Here is a 17,715-nt window from a genome sequence, read left to right as displayed (position 1 = left end):
ACCTGGCCGACCGCCTCGAGGAGGTCCCCGCCGGGGACGTGTGGGTGTACTGCGGCTCCGGCTACCGCGCCTCCATCGCCGCCTCCCTGCTCGCCCGCGCCGGCCGCCGGCCGGTGCTGGTCGACGGCGGCTACGGCGACCCCGACACCGGCGCGGCCACGGTCGGCCTGCACGTCCAGCCCGCCACCGTCTGACCCCCAGGACTTGGCGGCCCCGGGCGCCCTGCCCCGGTGGCCGCCGGCCCCGCCTGCCCACACCCCTCAGCAACGGACCCAGAGGACACCGCACCCCGTGAGCTCCCGCACCACCGACCTGATCACCCCCGCCGAGCTGGCCGCCCGGTCGGCCGGCCCCACCCTCATCGACGTGCGCACCCCGGCCGAGTACGAGACCGCGCACATCCCCGGCTCGATCAACATCCCGCTGCCACTGGTCCAGCACTACGCCACCGACCTGGCCGGTGACCTGGACCGGCCGGTCGTGCTCGTCTGCCAGGCCGGCGGCCGGGCCCGCACCGCGCACGCGGCACTGACCGCGGCCGGTGCGCAGCAGCTGGCCGTCCTCGACGGCGGCATCGCCGCGCACACCGCCGCCGGGCAGCCGGTCCGCCGTGGCCGCACCCGCTGGGCGCTGGAGCGCCAGGTCCGCCTGGTCGCCGGCGGCCTGGTCGCTGCCAGCGTCCTGGCCAGCCTGCGCTTCCCCCGCGCCCGGTTCCTCGCCGGTGGCATCGGCGCCGGCCTGGCCACCGCCGCGCTCACCGACACCTGCGCGATGGGCGCGGCCCTGTCGAAGCTGCCGTACAACCGCGGTGGCCGCCCGGTCACCGTCGACGGCGCGCGGGATGCGCTGCGGTCGTGATCGTCGCCGTCGCCGCCGGGCTGGTGATCGGCGCGCTCGTCGGCCTGCTCGGCGGCGGCGGCTCGATCCTCGCCGTCCCCGCCCTGGTCTACGCCGCCGGGCAGGACCTGCCGCAGGCCGTCGCCACCTCCCTGCTGGTCGTCGGCATCACCTCGCTGGTCGCGCTGCTGCCCCGCCTCCGGGCCGGCCAGATCGCCTGGCGCATCGGGGTGCTGTTCGGCGCAGCCGGCGCGGCCACCGCGTTCGCCGGCGCCGCGGTCAACCGGCTGCTGCCCGACGACGTCGTTCTCGGCCTGTTCGCCGCCCTGATGATCGGCGCTGGGGTGCGGATGCTGGCCGAGAAACCCACCACCGGCGCGGCCTGCGCGGTCGACGGCGAGCGGGTGAACTGGCGTCGCTGCCTGCCCCGCACCCTGGCCGGCGGGCTGGTCGTCGGGTTCCTCACCGGCCTGCTCGGCGTCGGTGGCGGCTTCCTCATCATCCCGGTGCTGGTCCTCGCGCTGGGGCTGCCGATGCCCACCGCGATCGGCACGTCCCTGCTGATCGTCGCGGTCAACTCCGCGGCCGGATTCGCCGCGCACGCCGGCGAAACACCGCTGGACGTGCCGGTCACCGTCGCGTTCACCGCAGCGGCCGTCGTCACCGCGCTGGCCGCCGGCCGGCTCGGCAGCCGCCTGGACACCGCCCGACTGCGCCGCTGGTTCGCCTACCTGGTGTTCACCGTCGCCGCCGGCATCCTCGTGCAGATCGGCGCCGCCCTGGCCACGGCCTGACACGCGTACCGCCTGCCCGTCGGAACTGCGCCCGCACAGCGGGGAGTGCAGCCGGGACGCCCAGGGTCCGCTGACCGGCAGCGGTTGCCCCTGCGACACGGCCACCGTGACGAGGGAGCGGTCCGGCGTCCGGGCAGGCGCTCACCGCCACTCGCTTCCACCTCGACCCATCCTGGCTCCGAACGGCGAGAACGCCGAATACCGGCCGCGGAACCGGCCCGCGCCGAGCGTTCCCGGGCGCCGAAGGCCGCGGGCCGCCTTTCAGTCCCGGGCGCCAGCAGACGCGGGCCATCCAGAACCGGCTGTCGGCGCCCGACGCCCTCCCCCGACACCGCATAGCAACCTCCGCGCCGTCTCACTCCTCCCCCGCGACGACCCTTCGCGGTCATCCCTGCCCTGACGCGCCGCCGCAGGGTCGCATGGGCCTGCCCAGCCGCACCGACGCGCGCCAGGAGTGCGGTCGCGCGCCGCCGCGCCCCCCCGATCCGGCACGCGCCACCCTCGTTTCGGACTTGAACCCCCGGTCGGTCTTGGCCGCCCTCTGATCTGCTGGGTTCTCTCACAGTGGCTGGACGGGTTCTGTCACACAGTCCTGGCCGTCCCCCACGGGGCTGACCACCGACCAGCTCATTGCGCATCCACGACAGCCGCGCACCGTCCCCTCTCGTCAACCAATCCTGAGCGGAGGACACATGAAGCTCAACGAGATGGACCTCGGCACCCTCGCCGCGGTCAAGGCCGGCCTGACCCGCGACCACAAGGACGGAACGATGCTCTGCGACGACGCAGAGACCATCTTCTTCTTCACCTGCGAGGTCGCACCCGACCACTGGCTCTACGTCGAACTGCAGACCGAGCCCATCATCAGCATCAGCACCGGCATCTTCCGGCGCTCCACCGACTACATGCGCCGCATGATGCGGGCCGAGTACGCCGGCCTGCGCATCCACCGCGACCGCCAGCACCTCGCCGGCGAGATCGGCGACCTCGTCGACGACCTGAACGACGAGGAGCGTGCCATCCACCAGGCCCAGATGGCGGAGTACTGGCGTCGAGACGACGCCATCGCCGAGCAGTACGCCCCCCTCTTCAGCCACGACTAGCAGTCGACCTCGACGCCCCGTCGGCGCGCAGCTGCTGCCCCTCTGCCTAGGCAGAGGGGCAGCAGCCCCCTCCCACGCCGAGGAGCCAGCGCGGTGCCACCTCACTGGCCCACCAGCGCCCTGGCCCATGTGTCGCTTGGTGCTGACCGTCCTGAGCGCGGAACTGACAGCTCCCACCGCAGTCTCTTGGCGCCCCACCAAGTCGCCTCGACCGGAGCATGGCACTCCGACCCACGTCTCGTGCCTGACGACGCGGAAGGCATCCGGCCGATCCTGCCCGGGCCTCCCTCCTGGCGGACGAGGTCAGAGGCGGCCGGTTGTGGCCTGGAGCAGCGCCACTGCACTCCGCGACCGGCGTGCGCGGGCAAGGAACGTCACACTGCGGGACCCTCAGACCGTCGTGCCCGACATGTCGGAAGGACTGCCCCGTGGGCGGCCGAGGAGGCGGCAACCGAGCGATCCGCGTAGTCAGCGCGCGGCTACGCAGCGCGCTCTGGCCCATCCCGATCCTGGGCGTCCTGCTGGCGGTCGGGATCGGCATCGGGCTGCCGGCCGTGGACGAGCTGCTCGAAAGCGGTGAGGGGCATCCGCTGGCGTTCGTCTTCGGCGGCGGTCCGTCCGCGGCCCGCGATCTGCTCGCCGCGATCGCAGCATCCCTCATCTCCGTGACGGGCCTGACCTTCTCGCTGACCGTGGTCGCCCTCCAGCTCGGCAGCAGCCAGTACTCACCCCGGCTCCTGCAGACCTTCGCCACCGACCGGGTCGTCCAACTCACCCTGGCCCAGCTGACCGCGACGTTCGTGTACGCACTGACCGTGCTGCGGACCGTCCGGACCGAGAGCGCGACCGAGCTCGAGACCGCGTTCGTCCCGCGCCTGTCGATCACCGTGGCCTACGTCCTGACGCTCGGCAGCGTGCTGGCGCTGGTCCTCTTCCTCGGGCACCTGGCGCGCGCGCTACGGGTGGAGACCATGCTCCGCGACGTTCACGAGGAGGCCGGCGCCACTCTCGAGCGAGAGCTACCCCGTGACGTCGAGCGGCCGTCCCCCCGGCTGCCACCGGGGCCCGGGGTCCCGGTCACCTCGTGGTCCAGCGGCTTCGTCGTCGACGTAGACGACGGGCGGCTGTTGTCGGTCGCCGTGGAGGCGGATGTCGTCCTCCATCTCGCCGCCCGGATCGGCGACTCGGTGGTGACCGGCACGCCGGTGGCCCACGCCTGGGCGCGGCGCGGGAACCGGCAGGTCGACCCCGGCGCCCTGCAGGCGGACCTCGGCCGATCGGTGCGACTCGGCTACGAACGGTCGCCGACCCGCGACGTCGCCTACAGCCTACGCAAGGTGGTCGACATCGCCGTCCGGGCGCTGTCCCCGGGGATCAACGACCCCACGACCGCGGTGCACGCCCTGTCACACGCCTCGGCGCTGCTCGGTGACCTCCTCTGCCGGCCCCTCGATCCCCTGTGCCGGGCCGACGACGACGGCGTCGTCCGCGTGGTCGTGCCGCAGTGGACCCCCGAACAGCTGCTCGACCTCGTCCTGGAGGAGCCCCTGCAGTATGCGCCGGGGCAGCCGACCGTCCTGCGCCGGATCGCCGCCCTGCTCCGCGAGGTGGCCTGGCGCGCCCCGCGGGGACTGCTGGACCAGGCCCTGCGCGACCGGCTCCAGGACGTCGTCACCGTCACCGCCGACTCGACGCGGATCACCGCCGACGAACGACACTCCTGGGAGGAGGGGTTCGACCTCGCCCTCAGCGGCAGGTGGCCGGCCGCCCGCCCGGCCTGACGTCGGTCGCAGATGCTCGGACGACAGCCCGACCGCGCCACCACGCGAGCGGGCGACCTGCTTGTGCTGCTCGTCGTCCCGGGCTGTCGCAGTCACCGGAGGGCGGGATGAGCTGCCGTATCGGGTCGCCGAAGAGATCCATGCTCCCCGCGTCCCCGCCTTGCTCGTGGCCGGGCTGTACCTGCGGTCCACCATGCCCCCGGGACTCGCGTGCGCAGGCGCGCTGACGCATCACGGGAGCCGTGGGCATGCTTCTACCCTCCCGGGAGCTGACGCCGGCACCGGAGTCCCGAGGCAACGGCTCGACCGCACATTCCGTACCTCCGCCGCATCGACCACCGATCGGGCGTCGGCCGCGCGCCGGGGCTGCAGGCCCAGGTGCGACGCGCCAGTGATCAAGAGGCCGCTGGGGGCGACCACCGTGAGCCAGATCGGGCTGAGCCGGCGGTGTCCAGCACCGCGCGGACGAACCAGACCACCAGGACCGCGGACACGAATCGGGAGTGGTGCACGCGAGGCCGCTGCCCGCGGGCGGCTACGCGGGCCAGGGCGTCGTGCCACAGCCACAGCACGTAGGTGAGCTCATCGGTCGAGCACGGCGGCGATGTCGAGTCGCACGGTGACCCCATCCCCCATCTCGATGCCGACCATCGCGTGCCCGGTGCCAGCCACCTGCCCTCCATCGGTCACTGTCCACTCATCCGAGCACCTACGGGTCCGGCCGACTCGGACGGCGGTCGGCTCGACCGCGGTCTCGCAAGCCCGTGACGATGGCTCAGCCCTACGCCTCAGCCGTGGAGGTGATCACGACACCAGCGCTCAGGTATGGGTCGCCTTCCCACGTCTCGTAGGACTCCGCAGTCGGCGCGGCCAAGCGGTCGTCGTCCAGGACCGACACGTCGAAGTCGTCCTGCGGAACCGCAGCGATGACGACCTCCTGGCCCGGCTTGAGGCTCGGGAGCGGCTCGTTCGCGAGTACCAGCAACGAGCCGACGTCCTCGCCGTCGGGGCCGGTGATCGTGAACGCGACGGGTGAGACGACACGGTCCACGGCCGCCTCGAGTGTGACCTCCTGGCCGACGTAGGCCTCGACGTCCTCCCGGAAGTCCGACGTGTAGGGACCGTCGTACGGGTCCTCCAGGTCCTCCGACCCGCGGATGTCCGGCGCATCGCTCCCCGTCTCGGGCTGTTCGGGGTCGCCCCCGCACGCCGACAGGGCGACCGGTCCGGTGACGAGGACCGCGGCCGCGAGCCGCAGTACGAGGGCTCCGCGTCGAGTGGAGACAGACATGCCGTCCTCCCAGTGGCTCCCGGGCCGAGCGGCCCGGATCGGGTGTGCGCGACGCCAACGAGCGACGCGTCCGGTCTCCTGGGGACTGCCCTGCACCGACGACCGGAGGACGCCGGGCACCCTCTCTGACACGGAACCGACATCCGGGTACGGGCGCGGCACCTGATGATGTGACCGCGACGAGGAGAGGCCATGCCGACGTGGCTGGTGGGACAGGCGGACACCCTGGTCGGGGTCGGGGCGAAGGCGCTGCTGATGTACGGCACCGCGGTCCTGGGGCTGCGCATCGCACACCGCCGCACGCTCTCCCAGTGGACGGCGATCGACTTCGCCGCAGCAGTCGCCATCGGTGCGGTGATGGGCCGCACGGCCGTGGCCGAGGGGCAGTCCCTCCTGGTCGGCGCGGTGGCGCTGGTGACCTTCCTCGCGGCGCACGCGTTGGTGACGCTCGGTCGTGGCAACCGGTGGATCGCGAAGGCGGTCGACCACCGGGTACGCGTGCTCGTCGACCACGGCAGGCTGCGCCGGGACCAGCTGCGCCTGTGCGGGCTCACCGAGAACGACGTGGTGGCGAAGCTGCGCGAGCTCGGCGTCCGGGAACTCGGCGACCTCCGCTACGTCCTGTACGAGACCAAGGGCGAACTGACCGTCGTCCGCGAGACGGGTGACCGCGACGGAGCCCTGGTCCGCGCCGGCCTCGCCGACGCCGCTGGCTTCCGCCCGCAGCCGACGCCTCCTGGTGCCGCGGACCCGCGCTCATGACGGTGGCCACGTCCAGGCGGCCTCGTGCACCAGCTGCAGGAGGCGAGCCCGCCGGTCGGTCTCGGCGGCCAGCCGCCCGGCGAGGACAGCCGGCGGCTGCAGCGGGATGCCGGCAGCGAGGAGCGGCGCCACGGACGGTGGCGGAGGCGGGCCCTCGGAACGGGTGGCGGTGATGCTGCCGAGCGTCCGCACGTACTGGTCGATGACCTTCCGCACGGGTCCGTAGGCGGACCTGTCCGGTGCGACCGCCGGTTCGACCGCGGCGAACAGCAGGAGCAGCGCGTCGTCGAGGACGGCGATCGCCACGGGCGCCGACTCCTCGGGGGACCGGCTGCGGAAGAGGTGCAGGACCGGATAGGCGACGTGCTGCTGGGCCACGGTGGCGAGCGGTGCCGCGAGGCCGACGAGGTACTGGGTGAACGCCGGGCTGAACGATCCTCCCGTCCACCCGGCGACCACCACCTCCCCCGCCGTGGACCCGAGCGCCCTGATCTGGGTGGCCAGCGCTCGCCGGGTGACCACGGCGGAGATCACCGACAGCAGGTAGGTGATGGCCAGTGTGACCAGCGCGAGGCCGCCGAAGCTGGCCACGTTGGTGACGACCCGCCACACCGGGGAGTCGGCCACGACGTCCCCGACGCCGAGGGTGAACACGGCGAACCCCGCGTAGTAGGCGACGTCCCAGGGGCCGGCGAGGGCCCCGGTGTCCGCCGACACGATCGACCGGCTGCCCAGGAACACCAGCCACCAGCCCATCCAGGTGATCAGGCTCCAGAGGACGACTGTCAGCACCAGGAGCACAGGGCCGGCGTTCGACAGGACCCGCGAGCGGCTCCCTCTCCCCCGCAGCCGCACCGCCGCACGCCACAGCGGGCCCAGGAGGCGCCGGGTCACCGGGCCGGCCCCGCGTCCGAGGGTGAGGGTGGTCGACAGGACGTCGAACAGGACGACGAGGACCAAGGCCACGCCGGTCGCGACGGCGAGAGCCGCCATCACGTCAGCAGCCCGCCAGGCCGGCGTTCCCGGTCACGCCTCGGTCCCGCGGACCCCGACCAGGCTCGACCCGTTCCCCAGCTTCGAGTCGGAGATGACGCTCAGCGAGCCGTCGCTCTCCAGGACCACGGCCGCGATCGAGGACAGGTCTCCCGAGCCGGCGGCCCGCACCGCCTGCCGCACCTCGTCCACGGTCATCCGGGTGTCCCGCAGCGCCGCCGGCAGGACGCAGCCGGACCGCAGGAGCAGCGTCGGCCGGGCGGTCATCAGCCGCCGGGCTGCGGGGCGGCGCACGGTCACCCAGGCGACCAGGGACTGCAGCAGCGCCAGGAGCGCCAGGGCCAGCGCCCCCTCGGGCCAGGAGACGTCGCTGCTGAGCAGGATGGTCGCCAGAGTCGAGCCGAGGGCGACGGTGACGACCAGGTCGAAGGCGTTGAGCTTGGCGAGCGTCCGCTTCCCCGACACGCGCAGGACCAGCACCACCGTCACGTAGGCGCTGGCACCGACGGCGAGGATGCGTCCGAGGTCGGACCACGCGTCGAACCACACGTGTGCCGCCTCCTCAGCCGCCGGGCCTGTCGGCCGTCACCACGCCGGCGCGCCGGTAGAGCACCCGGGCGGGTGAGGAGCTGACCCCATGGACAACCGTGCTGGCCGCCACCACCAGGCTGCCGGCGGCCAGCACCACCGGGTCCACGGCCAGCCGCTCGGCCTCCAACGCCAGGTAGAAGAGCGCCGACACCCCGATGGGGCCGAACCAGCCCAGGAACGCGGCGTCCGCGCGCCCCAGACCCAGCGGCCGCCGCAACAGCCACACGATCGGCAGGCGGCGCAGCAGCAAGACCGCCAGAGCGAGGACCGGACCGCTCCACCCCAGGTCGGCCCACGCCGACCACGGCAGGACGACGCCCAGGGCGACGAACAACGGGAGCACCAGAAAGCGATTGACCGCCTCGTCGATCGGGACGTCGTCGGTCCGGTCCGGTCCGGTGGCCACGGCGTTGAAGGCGAGCCCGGCGACGAAGACCGCGAGGATCCCGTCGACGTGGAGCAGACCGGCCGCGCCGAGGACGGTGAACGCGAGGACGGCCGTGAACAGCAGCCGGGGACCGGCATCGGTGGAGCCGTGCTCCTCCCCCGCCCGCAGTGCCCGGGCACCGAGCCAGCCGAGGAGGACACCGAGGAGAACTGCGCCGGCGACCTGCCACAGCGACTCGGCCAGGGCCGCCCCGATCCCGTCCGCGCCCGCGACGGCGACCGCGATCAGGACCAGCGGCAGCGCGAGACCGTCGTTGGCGCCGGACTCCAGGGACAGGATCTGCCGGTCACGGGCCGGGAGGTCCTGCTCGGCCGGCCCGCCGGTGACCACGCTGGAGGCCAGGACGGGGTCCGTCGGACACAGGGCGGCGCCGATCAGCGCCGCGATCCCCAGCCCCACGCCCAGCACGGCCACCGCCAGGCCCGCGGTCACGACCGCCATCACGGGCATCGCGACGGCCAGGAGCAGGAGCACGGGACGCACGTTCGCCCGCACGTCCCGCACGGGGTACCGCAGGGCCACCGCCATCACCGAGATGGCCAGGAGCAGCCGGGTGGCCGTGTGCAGCCAGGTCGTGTCCTCGGTCAGCGGGGGGACGTCGACCGCCCCGAGCACCGCCGGGCCGAGCACGGCGCCCAGCGCGAGGGCCAGCACCGGCTCGGACACCGGCCACCGGCGCAGGCGTCCCGACACGGCCGCGATGACCAGCCCGAGGCCTCCCGCGGCGAGCAGGACGACGTCGACGGTCACGCAGCAGCCACCCCCGGTCCCTCGGTCACAGCTGCGGCCGGACGCCGGCCTCCGCCGCCAGGTCGTCCGCGTCGAGGGGCCCCTGCCCGCGGACGGCGGAGCGCCCGGCGCCGTGCCGGCCGAGCGGGAGGACCGTGCGCCGCTCGCTGCCCTCGAGCTCGAGGGCCAGCGCCGCGTACAGCGCCAGCACGCCGAGCACCAGACCCACCCAGCCCGCGGCCGTCTTCCAGGCCGCCGAGCCGGTGAGCTCGTACGCCCCGGTGACGGCGAACCGGATCCCGGCCAGGCACATGACCGCCGCCGGGACCAGTTTGCTCGCCGCGGCAGAGATCGCCGGCACCTGCATGGCCACCGCGGCGGTGAGCAGCAGGACGCCGAGCCCCGCGCTGGTCGCCCCCGGCGGTGCGGTGAGGGTGGTGAACCCGACCACGCCCCAGGTGCCGGTCAGCACGCCCATGCCGGTGGCGGCCACCGGGTCCCGGGCGGTGAACCCGACCACCGCGGCCAGCAGCTGCAGTGGCACGGTGGCCGCCAGGGCGGTGAGCGCGGCGACCCGGCCCTCGGCCGGCGGCACCCAGCCCAGCTGGACGGCGGCGAGGACGGTGGTGGCCAGGGCCAGCGCGAGGAAGCCCAGCGGGAGGGGGGTGGCGACCGGCCGCAGGACGACGCGGGTCTGCGGTGCGTCCATCAGCTCACCAGCGCCTGGGTCGCGGACTCCTTGAGCTTGGCGTTGGCCCACCGCATCTGCCGCAGCGTGTCCGGGTGGCAGCGCTCCGCCAGCTGCAGTAGCTCCCGCTTGCGCGCCCCCTGCGCGGCCTGGGCCAGCAGCTCCCAGTCCAGCGAGACGCCGGCCGCCTCGCGGTGCACGTGGCGGAGGTCGGCGAGCAGCAGCAGGCCGGGCTCGGGGCGGCGGCCGAACAGGTCCGACGCCGCCTGCCGCACCGTCTCGAGGATGCCGGGGTCGCCGGGCGGTTCGGGGTCCAGGTCGACACCGAAAGCGGCGCCGGCGCGGGCCAGCTCGGTGACGTGCCGCTGGGACCAGCGGGCGATGTCGCGGGCGACGTGGAAGACCTCGTGGTCGGCCTTGTGCCGGTCGGAGACCGCGAACAGGACCCGGGCGAGGTGGTTCTCGGCCCGGTGCAGCTCCTCGATCGCCAGTCCGAGCTTCACCGGGCGTCCTCCTCCTCGACCGCCAACGCGTCGTCGCCGCCGCGGGTTGGTGGCACGTGCGCGGTGACCGGCCGCGACCCGGTGGTCGTGGGCGCCGGCGCGGGACCGTCACCGACGGCCACCCGGGTCACCGCCGCTGCCGCCGTCTTGAAGATCGGCTGCTTCGAGCAGGGGTCCCAGTCGGTGGGGGTCAGCTCGTTCGCCGCACGTCGCGGCTCGCCGTCCGGCGCGGCGCCGCCGGGGAGATCCCAGTAGCCGTAGTGGAACGGCAGGAACAGCACCCCGGGCCGGATGCCGCTGACGCGCAGCCGTGCCTGCACGCGGCCACGAGGGGTGCTGACCTCCAGCAGGTCGCCCTCGCCCCAGCCGCGATCGGCGGCGTCCGAGGCCGACATCTCCACCCACACCTCGGGAGCGGCGGCCTGCAGCTGCGGCGCCCGCCCGGTCTTGGTCCGGGTGTGGAAGTGGTACAGCGTGCGGCCGGTGATCAGCTGGAACGGGAACTCCTCGCTGACCACCTCGTGCGGGGGCAGGTACTCGGCGGCCTTGAGCACGGCCTTACCGGTGGGGTTGAGCGCCCGGTACTCGGTCTCGTCCAGGGGCGCCCCGGTGACCAGGTCGCGGCCGTAGCTCTCGCAGTCGTCCGGCGCGGCCCGGAACCGCCCGTCGGCGTAGAGGCGCTCGGTGCCGTCGGGGTGCTCGTCGGTGCAGGGCCACTGGATGCCGCTGCCGCCGCGCAGCTTGTCGTAGGACAGGCCGGTGTAGTCGCACGGCCGCCCGCGGCTGCACTCCTTCCACGCCTCGAAGGCGCCCTCGGGGTCGGTCCACGTCACCAGCGGGGCGCCGTCCTTGTCCCGCAGGTCCAGCCGGTGGGCGAGGTCGACGAGGATGTCGAGGTCCGGTCGCGCCTCCCCCGGTGGGTCCACGGCCTTCTCCGACAGGTGCACGGTCCGGTCGACATTGGTGAAGGTGCCGGTCTTCTCACCCCACGTGGCCGCCGGCAGGACGACGTCGGCCAGCTGTGCCGTCTCGGACAGGAAGATGTCCTGCACGACCAGGAACAGCCGCTCCTGGGAGAGGATCGACCGGATACGGGCCAGCTCGGGCAGGGACACCGCCGGGTTGGTGGCGGTGACGTAGAGGAACCGGATCGACCCCTCCTCGGCGTATCGGAACATCTGCATCGCGTGGGTGGGAGGCGAGTAGTGCGGGATGTCCAGCGGATCGACGTTCCACACCCGCGCCAGGTCAGCGATGTGGCTGTCGTTGGACCAGTTCCGGAAGCCGGGCAGGTCGCCGTCGGCACCGGCCTCGCGGGTGTTCTGCGCCGTGGGCTGCCCGTTCATCTGCAGCAGGCCGCAGCCGGGCCGCCCGAGCATGCCGCGCAGGACGTGCACGTTGTTGACCTGCACGGCCGCGGCGGTGGCCTGGTGGGACTGGTAGAAGCCCTGCAGCACCGTGGACAGCAGCCGCTCGGCGTGCCCGATGAGCCGGGCGGCCTCCCGGATGTCCGCCGCAGGCACGTCGCAGACCTGGGCGGCGACCTCCGGCGGATAGGCACGGACCCGCTCCGCCAGCTCGTCGAAGCCGACGGTGTGGGCATCGACGTAGTCGGGGTCGACCCAGTCGTTGGTGACGATCTCGTGCAACAGCGCGTTCATCAGCATGACGTTGGTCCCCGGCCGCGGGGCCAGATGCACGCTGGCGGCGCGCGCCACCGGCGTCTCGCGCGGGTCCACGCAGACCACCGCCGGCGGATTCGGGCCCGCCAGGCGGTCCAGCACCCGGGTCCACAGCACCGTCTGCGTCTCGGCCATGTTGTGCCCGTACAGGCAGATGACGTCGGCGGAGTCGACGTCGGTGTAGCTGCCGGGCTGGCCGTCGGAGCCGAAGGTCTCCTTGAGCGCCGCGGCGGCGGTGGCGGTGCACAGCCGGGTGTTGCCGTCGACGTGGTTGGTGCCGATGCCGCCGTGGGCGATCAGGCCCAGGGTGTAGTACTCCTCCAGGAACAGCTGGCCGGTGGTGTAGAAGCCGATCGCGCTGGGCCCCTGCTCGTCGAGCAGCTCCCGGCAGCGGCCGGCGACGGCGTCCATCGCGGTGTCCCAGTCGGTCTCGACCAGCTCGCCGTCGCGGCGGACCAGCGGCCGGGTCAGCCGGTCCGGGGAGTTGTTGGCCTGCCAGCCGAACAGGTCCTTGGGTCCCAGCCGGCCGTGGTTGACCCGGTCCACCGCGCGCCCCCGGACCCCGACGATGCGGCCGTCCTTGACCGCGATGTCCAGCCCGTCGCCGTTCGAGTGCAGGATCGTCGCGGACTGCACCCAGCGGTCGACGTCGTCCTCGGTCAGCCCGTCGGCCAGGTACGCGTCCACCCGGGTCGGCCAGGTCTCCCCCGGCCCGTACGGGGTGCGGGTCCCCCACGGCTCGGCGATGCGGTCGATGCGGGCCATCGCTGCTCCTTCCCCGACGTGTCCGGCGGCCCCCCGTGCGGGGCCTCGTCCCGCCTACCCGCGCAGGCACGAAGGGCGCGGCCACGCTCATGACGGTTCTGTGACATCGCCTCGTTGACCGGCCGGCGCGGGTAGGGGGCGGTGGGTCGGTGTCCCCCGCGGACGTGCAGCGGACGTCCGCCACCGGCACGAGGAGGAACCCGTGACCGTTGCCGGGCAGATGCTGGAGACGTATCCGAAGGACCTGGGTGGGGTCGACCGCCAGGCGCTGCAGGAGTGCATCGAGGCCTGCGTCGAGTGCGCGCAGGCCTGCACCGCATGCGCCGACGCCTGCCTGTCGGAGGAGATGGTCGCCGATCTGAGGAAGTGCATCCGCACCAACCTGGACTGCGCCGACGTCTGCGAGGCGACGGGCCGGGTGCTGTCCCGGCACACCGGCTACGACGCGAACCTCACCCAGGCCGTCCTCGAGGCCTGCGCTGCCGCCTGCAAGGCCTGCGGCGACGAGTGTGGGTCGCACGCGGAGATGCACGAGCACTGCCGGGTGTGCGCGGAGGCATGTCGGCGCTGCGAGGAGGCCTGTCGTTCGCTCGTCGCCGGGCTGCAGTGACGGAGGGCCGACCGTGATCGCCGACGGTCCGTCCCTCACACGACGGGCCGTCGGCGATGACGAGAGCGCGACGGCGAGGTGGACGCCACGCGGACCGTGATCGCCGTGGGGCGCCTCAGCCCGTCCGGCCCGGATCGCCGGTGTGGCCGTCGAGCCGACCAGGCCCACGGTCCTGCCAGTTCACCAGGGTCATGTGACCGCCGTCGGCGACCACTCCCCTCTCCAGCGAGCGGACGGCGTCCGCTCCGGCGTCGTCGGCCTGCACGCCGTCCAGGTCCACGACGACCCACGTGCAGCCTTCCCGACGCAGCGCGTCCACCGTGCCGCGAAGCATGTCCGCCGCCCTGGTGTCGAGGCGACCGCTCGCACGGATGCGACCGGTGCGGCGGTCGATCGCCTCGGTGAAGGAGGAGACCGCCGGCGGTGCCGCGTCTTGCGGCCCCTCGGGAGCCCCTCGGAGGCCGCGACCGTTCTCGCCTCTGCTGCCCATCGTGCGTGCCCTCCCATCCCCGCGGTCTGGTGGTCGACGGCCCAGTTGCCGACAGCCGATGACCACGGTCCCGTGTTCCCGCGTCGGCCCCAACGGGTCAGGTGCATTCGTCATGGATCTGTCGCGCAGCCAGGTGCTGACGAGGTCCCCGTCCGAGCCCGCGGGCCGCCGTCCCGGGACGCCACGCCGTCACCGCTCCACCACCGAGGACCGGCCGGTGTCGACGCCGACATGACGATCCCGTGACAGACGGGCGGCCGAAGGGTGACCGCCTCTCCCGCCGGTCACGGTCGATCCGGCCGCCCACCGTCGGGCGGTCAGCGCCGAGAGGCTGGTCGAGCAGGAGCCGAGTGAGCAGACTCAGTGACGTGCCGCGGTCCGTGCTGATCGTCGAGGACGACCCCCGGGTGCGCCGCATCGTGCAGATGACGCTGCAGCGGGAGGGGCTGGACGTCACCGAGGCCGACAGCGGCGAGTCGGGACTGGAGCGCCTCGGGGAGCGCGACTTCGACGTCGTCCTCCTCGACCTCATGCTTCCTGGCAAGGACGGCTTCGAGGTCTGCCGGGAGATCCGCCGCACGTCCAACGTGCCGATCATCATGGTCACCGCCCGGGGGGACAGCCACGACGTCGTCGCCGGCCTGGAGGCCGGTGCCGACGACTACGTGTCCAAGCCCTTCGTGGCGAAGGAGCTGTCCGCACGGATCCGCGCACTGGCCCGCCGCACCCGGGCTCCGGAGCCGCGGGCCCGCATCACGGTCGGCAACCTGGAGATCGCCCCGCAGGACGGCACCGTCACCCGCGACGGGCGACCGGTCGACCTCACCCGCACCGAGTTCCGCCTGTTGTGCGAGCTGGCTGCCGATCCCGGGCGGGTGCTGAGCCGGGAGGAGCTCCTCGAGCGCGTGTGGGGGTACGACTACTTCGGCGACTCGCGGCTGGTGGACGTGCACGTCCGGCGGTTGCGGAAGAAGGTCGAGGAGGACCCGGGCAACCCCACCGTGGTGACCACCGTGCGCGGCATGGGCTACCGCGTGCCCGGATGACGATCCTCCGGTCCCCTCCGGACCCGACCCGGACCGCCGACGCCCGCATCGAGGAGGCGCCTGCCGAGCCGGGACGTCGCGCGGGGCGCAGGCACACCCTGCGCGGGCGCGCCACGCTGGCCTTCACCGCGGTCACCGTGGTCATCTCCACCCTGCTGGCCGTGGCTGTCTGGGTCGCGGTGTCCCAGTACCTGCTCGTGCAGCGCGAGCGGACCACCCTCGTCCAGACCGCGGCCAACGCCGCCCAGGTGCAGCGCGCCTTGGGCACCGAGGGCCTGACGATCCCCCAGCTGCTCGCCCAGCTCCCCCACGAGACCGGTTCCGTCTCGCTGTTTGTCGACGACGGCGAGTGGGTGACGACGTCGCTGCTCATCGGACGCGACGCCGTCCCCGCCGTCCTGACGGAGACGGTCCTGGGCGGCACGGCGGCCCGGCAGCGGATCGAGGTGGAGGGCCGCACGATGATGGCGGTCGGCATCCCGCTCGCCGATCTCGACCAGGCGTACTTCGAGGTCTTCCCGCTCGACGAGCTCGACAAGACCTACCGTGTCCTCGGCGTGGGTCTCACCGTGGCCCTGATCGGACTGGTGCCGCTGTCGCTGGCGGTGGGCTGGTGGGTCACCGGTCCCGCGCTGCGGCCCCTGGACCGCGTCGCGCGGGCCGCCCGGGCCGTCGCCGGCGGTGACCTGTCCGCCCGCATCGACCCCCGCGGGGATCCCTCCCTCGCCCCCATCGCCTCCTCGTTCAACCGGACCACGGCCGCCCTGGAGGCCCGGGTCCGCGCCGACGCACGCTTCGCCGCCGACGTCAGCCACGAGCTGCGCACCCCGCTGACCGCGATGCTGGGCGCCCTCGACCTCGTCGACAGCGGCGCCGACCGGCTGCCACCCGACGGGCAGGAGGGACTGGCCATGCTCCGGGCGGAGGTGCTCCGCTTCGAACGCCTGGTCGCCGACCTGCTGGAGATCTCCCGCGCCGACGCGGGCAACGCCGACCTGGCGGTGGAGGAGGTCCGCCTCGCCGCCCTCGTCGAGGAGGCCCTGACCCGCCGCCGGCTGGCCGGGCTCGGGACGGCCCGGCTGGAGGTCCGCGCGGACGCCGGCGAGGCCGTGATCCACGCCGACAAGCGCCGCCTCGAACGCGTCCTGAGCAACCTCCTGGACAACGCGGACAAGCACGGCGGAGGACTGTCCCGCGTCACGGTCGCCCGCGGGGACAGCACCGCCTGCGTCCTGGTCGACGACGACGGGCCCGGTGTCCCGGAAGAGGAGCGGAGCCGCATCTTCGAGCGGTTCGCCCGCGGCAGCGGAGGGCTCCGCACCCGCACGGAAGGCGCCGGCCTGGGGCTCGCCCTCGTGGCCCGTCACGTCCAGGCGATGGGAGGCACCGTGACCGTGGGACAGAGCCCGTCCGGAGGAGCCCGCTTCGCGATCGAACTCCCCGTCCGGCCGGCCCCGTGAGCACCTCGCGCGGTTCCGCACGTCCCGTCGCGCTGCTGGTCGCCGCGCTCCTCGTCGGATGCGGAGTCCGCCCGCAGAGCGCACCCGAGCCCGTGACGGCCGCAGCCGAGCCGTCCGCCCAGGTCACCGACGGCTCCTCCGCCGGCGGCCCCCGGGTGACCCTCTTCCTCGTGAGCGGCGCCGACCTCACTCCGGTGGAGCGGCGGACCGACGCCGCCACCGCCCAGGCGGCGCTCGAGCAACTCGTGGAGGGCCCCTCCCGTACCGAGGCCGGCACGGGGATCCGCACCGCGCTGCCTCCCGAGGTCGTCGGGGTCGAGGACGTCGGCGCCGACGGCGTCGCGACGGTCGCGGTGACCCGCGGGTTCGCCGGCATCACCGGTGGCAACCAGCTGCTCGCGGTGGCACAGGTCGTCTGGACGCTCACCGACCTGCCGGCGGTCACCGGCGTCCGCTTCGTCGTGGACGGGACCCCCGTCGAGGTGCCGACCGATGCCGGTCTGACCGACCGGCCGGTGGGCCGCGATGACTACCGGTCCGTCGCGCCTGCCGAGCCGGCCGCGTCCTCCCCCGCCGAGGCCGGGACCCCGTCCAGCGCCACGACCACACCGGGCTGACCGCGGGCATCGCGCAGGGTCGGGCACGGGTCATGTGAGGAACAGATGACATTCCGGCCGAACAGGTGAGGTCGCGCGTCGAGCCGAGCAGGTCCGAGGTCGACGGTGCACCACTGTGATCCGGACGGAGGACCCCATGGCCGCCCGCGCGCTCCCCGTGACGACCCCCGGCCTCAAGGCCGCTGCCCGCCGGGCACTACCACCGGTCGCGGCCCTCGCCCTCGGCCCGCTCGTCGTCCTGGGGGCGGTGATCCACCCCGCACCCTCCCTGCTCGTCGGGACGGGCTTCGCGGCACTCGCCGGGGGCTTGGTCCGCCTGCTGCACCGTGCGGAGGTCTCCGACCTGCCGCCCCTGCCCCATCCCGCGAAGGCCGCCGTGTGTGCCGCCCTGCTGCCGCCGGCCGTGGCCGGGACGGCGGCCGTCGGCCTCCTCCCCTTCGGCATGCTCGCCGGCTGCCTCGCCCCGACGCTGGCCGTTGGATGGTGGTGGGGGGGGGGGGGGGGGGGGGGTCGCCCACACCCCCC

The 17,715-nt window shown here is 73.8% G+C and carries 18 protein-coding genes; 10 read left to right on the top strand and 8 right to left on the bottom strand.

Going from position 1 to position 17,715, the window contains the following annotated elements; genetic code table 11:
* The 5 genes from ACI79L_RS14780 to ACI79L_RS14760 form a co-directional block, all read left to right on the top strand.
* Positions 1-194, top strand: a 194-nt coding sequence (locus ACI79L_RS14780; RefSeq protein WP_456937528.1) for a rhodanese-like domain-containing protein, incomplete at its 5' end; no start/stop codon positions are given.
* Positions 195-291: 97 nt separating this feature from the next.
* The gene (locus tag ACI79L_RS14775) at positions 292-858 is read left to right on the top strand and encodes a rhodanese-like domain-containing protein (protein WP_456937527.1); all 567 of its coding nucleotides are present in this window, start codon (positions 292-294) and stop codon (positions 856-858) included.
* Entirely contained in the window at positions 855-1,631 is a 777-nt protein-coding gene (locus tag ACI79L_RS14770) for a sulfite exporter TauE/SafE family protein (protein WP_456937526.1), read from the top strand. Before ACI79L_RS14775 ends, ACI79L_RS14770 begins: the two co-directional genes overlap by 4 nt.
* 692 nt (positions 1,632-2,323) lie before the next feature.
* Entirely contained in the window at positions 2,324-2,734 is a 411-nt protein-coding gene (locus ACI79L_RS14765) for a hypothetical protein (protein ID WP_456937525.1), read from the top strand.
* 428 nt (positions 2,735-3,162) lie between these two features.
* Positions 3,163-4,515 (top strand): DUF2254 domain-containing protein, encoded by a 1,353-nt coding sequence (locus tag ACI79L_RS14760; RefSeq protein WP_456937524.1) that lies wholly within the window; start codon positions 3,163-3,165, stop codon positions 4,513-4,515.
* A 781-nt stretch (positions 4,516-5,296) separates the two neighbouring features.
* On the opposite strand, the gene ACI79L_RS14755 is transcribed toward ACI79L_RS14760, so the two are convergent.
* Positions 5,297-5,806: a hypothetical protein gene (locus ACI79L_RS14755; protein WP_456937523.1), complete on the bottom strand. Its 510-nt coding sequence runs from the start codon at positions 5,804-5,806 to the stop codon at positions 5,297-5,299.
* A 192-nt stretch (positions 5,807-5,998) separates the two neighbouring features.
* Here ACI79L_RS14755 and ACI79L_RS14750 point away from each other — a divergent pair, with 192 nt between their 5' ends.
* Entirely contained in the window at positions 5,999-6,568 is a 570-nt protein-coding gene (locus tag ACI79L_RS14750) for a DUF421 domain-containing protein (protein WP_456937522.1), read from the top strand.
* Here ACI79L_RS14750 and ACI79L_RS14745 read toward each other — a convergent pair.
* The 6 genes from ACI79L_RS14745 to ACI79L_RS14720 are packed head-to-tail and all read right to left on the bottom strand — an operon-like array spanning position 6,563 to position 12,967.
* A complete protein-coding gene (locus ACI79L_RS14745; RefSeq protein WP_456937521.1) occupies positions 6,563-7,561 on the bottom strand; it encodes a hypothetical protein in 999 nt (332 codons plus the stop codon). The genes ACI79L_RS14750 and ACI79L_RS14745 overlap by 6 nt on opposite strands.
* A gap of 33 nt (positions 7,562-7,594) precedes the next feature.
* Complete coding sequence (locus ACI79L_RS14740) at positions 7,595-8,110, bottom strand: DUF421 domain-containing protein (protein WP_456937520.1); 516 nt, start codon at positions 8,108-8,110, stop codon at positions 7,595-7,597.
* A 13-nt stretch (positions 8,111-8,123) separates the two neighbouring features.
* Positions 8,124-9,350: a cation:proton antiporter domain-containing protein gene (locus tag ACI79L_RS14735; protein WP_456937519.1), complete on the bottom strand. Its 1,227-nt coding sequence runs from the start codon at positions 9,348-9,350 to the stop codon at positions 8,124-8,126.
* A 25-nt stretch (positions 9,351-9,375) separates the two neighbouring features.
* Positions 9,376-10,038: a hypothetical protein gene (locus ACI79L_RS14730; protein WP_456937518.1), complete on the bottom strand. Its 663-nt coding sequence runs from the start codon at positions 10,036-10,038 to the stop codon at positions 9,376-9,378.
* Positions 10,038-10,520 carry a hypothetical protein gene (locus tag ACI79L_RS14725; protein WP_456937517.1) on the bottom strand — a complete coding sequence of 161 codons (483 nt, stop codon included), beginning with the start codon at positions 10,518-10,520 and terminating at the stop codon, positions 10,038-10,040. Before ACI79L_RS14725 ends, ACI79L_RS14730 begins: the two co-directional genes overlap by 1 nt.
* Positions 10,517-12,967 (bottom strand): molybdopterin oxidoreductase family protein, encoded by a 2,451-nt coding sequence (locus ACI79L_RS14720; protein ID WP_456937516.1) that lies wholly within the window; start codon positions 12,965-12,967, stop codon positions 10,517-10,519. The genes ACI79L_RS14725 and ACI79L_RS14720 overlap by 4 nt, the downstream gene beginning before the upstream one ends.
* A gap of 202 nt (positions 12,968-13,169) precedes the next feature.
* Here ACI79L_RS14720 and ACI79L_RS14715 point away from each other — a divergent pair, with 202 nt between their 5' ends.
* Complete coding sequence (locus ACI79L_RS14715; protein WP_456937515.1) at positions 13,170-13,577, top strand: four-helix bundle copper-binding protein; 408 nt, start codon at positions 13,170-13,172, stop codon at positions 13,575-13,577.
* A 115-nt stretch (positions 13,578-13,692) separates the two neighbouring features.
* On the opposite strand, the gene ACI79L_RS14710 is transcribed toward ACI79L_RS14715, so the two are convergent.
* Complete coding sequence (locus ACI79L_RS14710) at positions 13,693-14,067, bottom strand: hypothetical protein (RefSeq protein ID WP_456937514.1); 375 nt, start codon at positions 14,065-14,067, stop codon at positions 13,693-13,695.
* A gap of 368 nt (positions 14,068-14,435) precedes the next feature.
* On the opposite strand from ACI79L_RS14710, the gene ACI79L_RS14705 reads away from it, so the two are divergent.
* The 3 genes from ACI79L_RS14705 to ACI79L_RS14695 all read left to right on the top strand — a co-directional run bounded on the left by ACI79L_RS14705 (position 14,436) and on the right by ACI79L_RS14695 (position 17,190).
* On the top strand, positions 14,436-15,113 hold the full coding sequence (locus ACI79L_RS14705; protein WP_456937513.1) for a response regulator: 678 nt from the start codon (positions 14,436-14,438) through the stop codon (positions 15,111-15,113).
* Positions 15,110-16,573, top strand: a complete 1,464-nt coding sequence (locus tag ACI79L_RS14700) for an ATP-binding protein (RefSeq protein ID WP_456937512.1) — start codon at positions 15,110-15,112, stop codon at positions 16,571-16,573. Before ACI79L_RS14705 ends, ACI79L_RS14700 begins: the two co-directional genes overlap by 4 nt.
* 92 nt (positions 16,574-16,665) lie before the next feature.
* Positions 16,666-17,190 (top strand): GerMN domain-containing protein, encoded by a 525-nt coding sequence (locus ACI79L_RS14695; RefSeq protein WP_456937511.1) that lies wholly within the window; start codon positions 16,666-16,668, stop codon positions 17,188-17,190.
* The last annotated feature ends 525 nt before the right edge of the window (positions 17,191-17,715 follow it).

The sequence above is a fragment of the Geodermatophilus sp. SYSU D00684 genome, assembly GCF_054050455.1.
The sequence above is the reverse complement of the archived record's forward strand: the minus strand, read 5'-3'. Positions and strand labels throughout refer to the sequence as shown.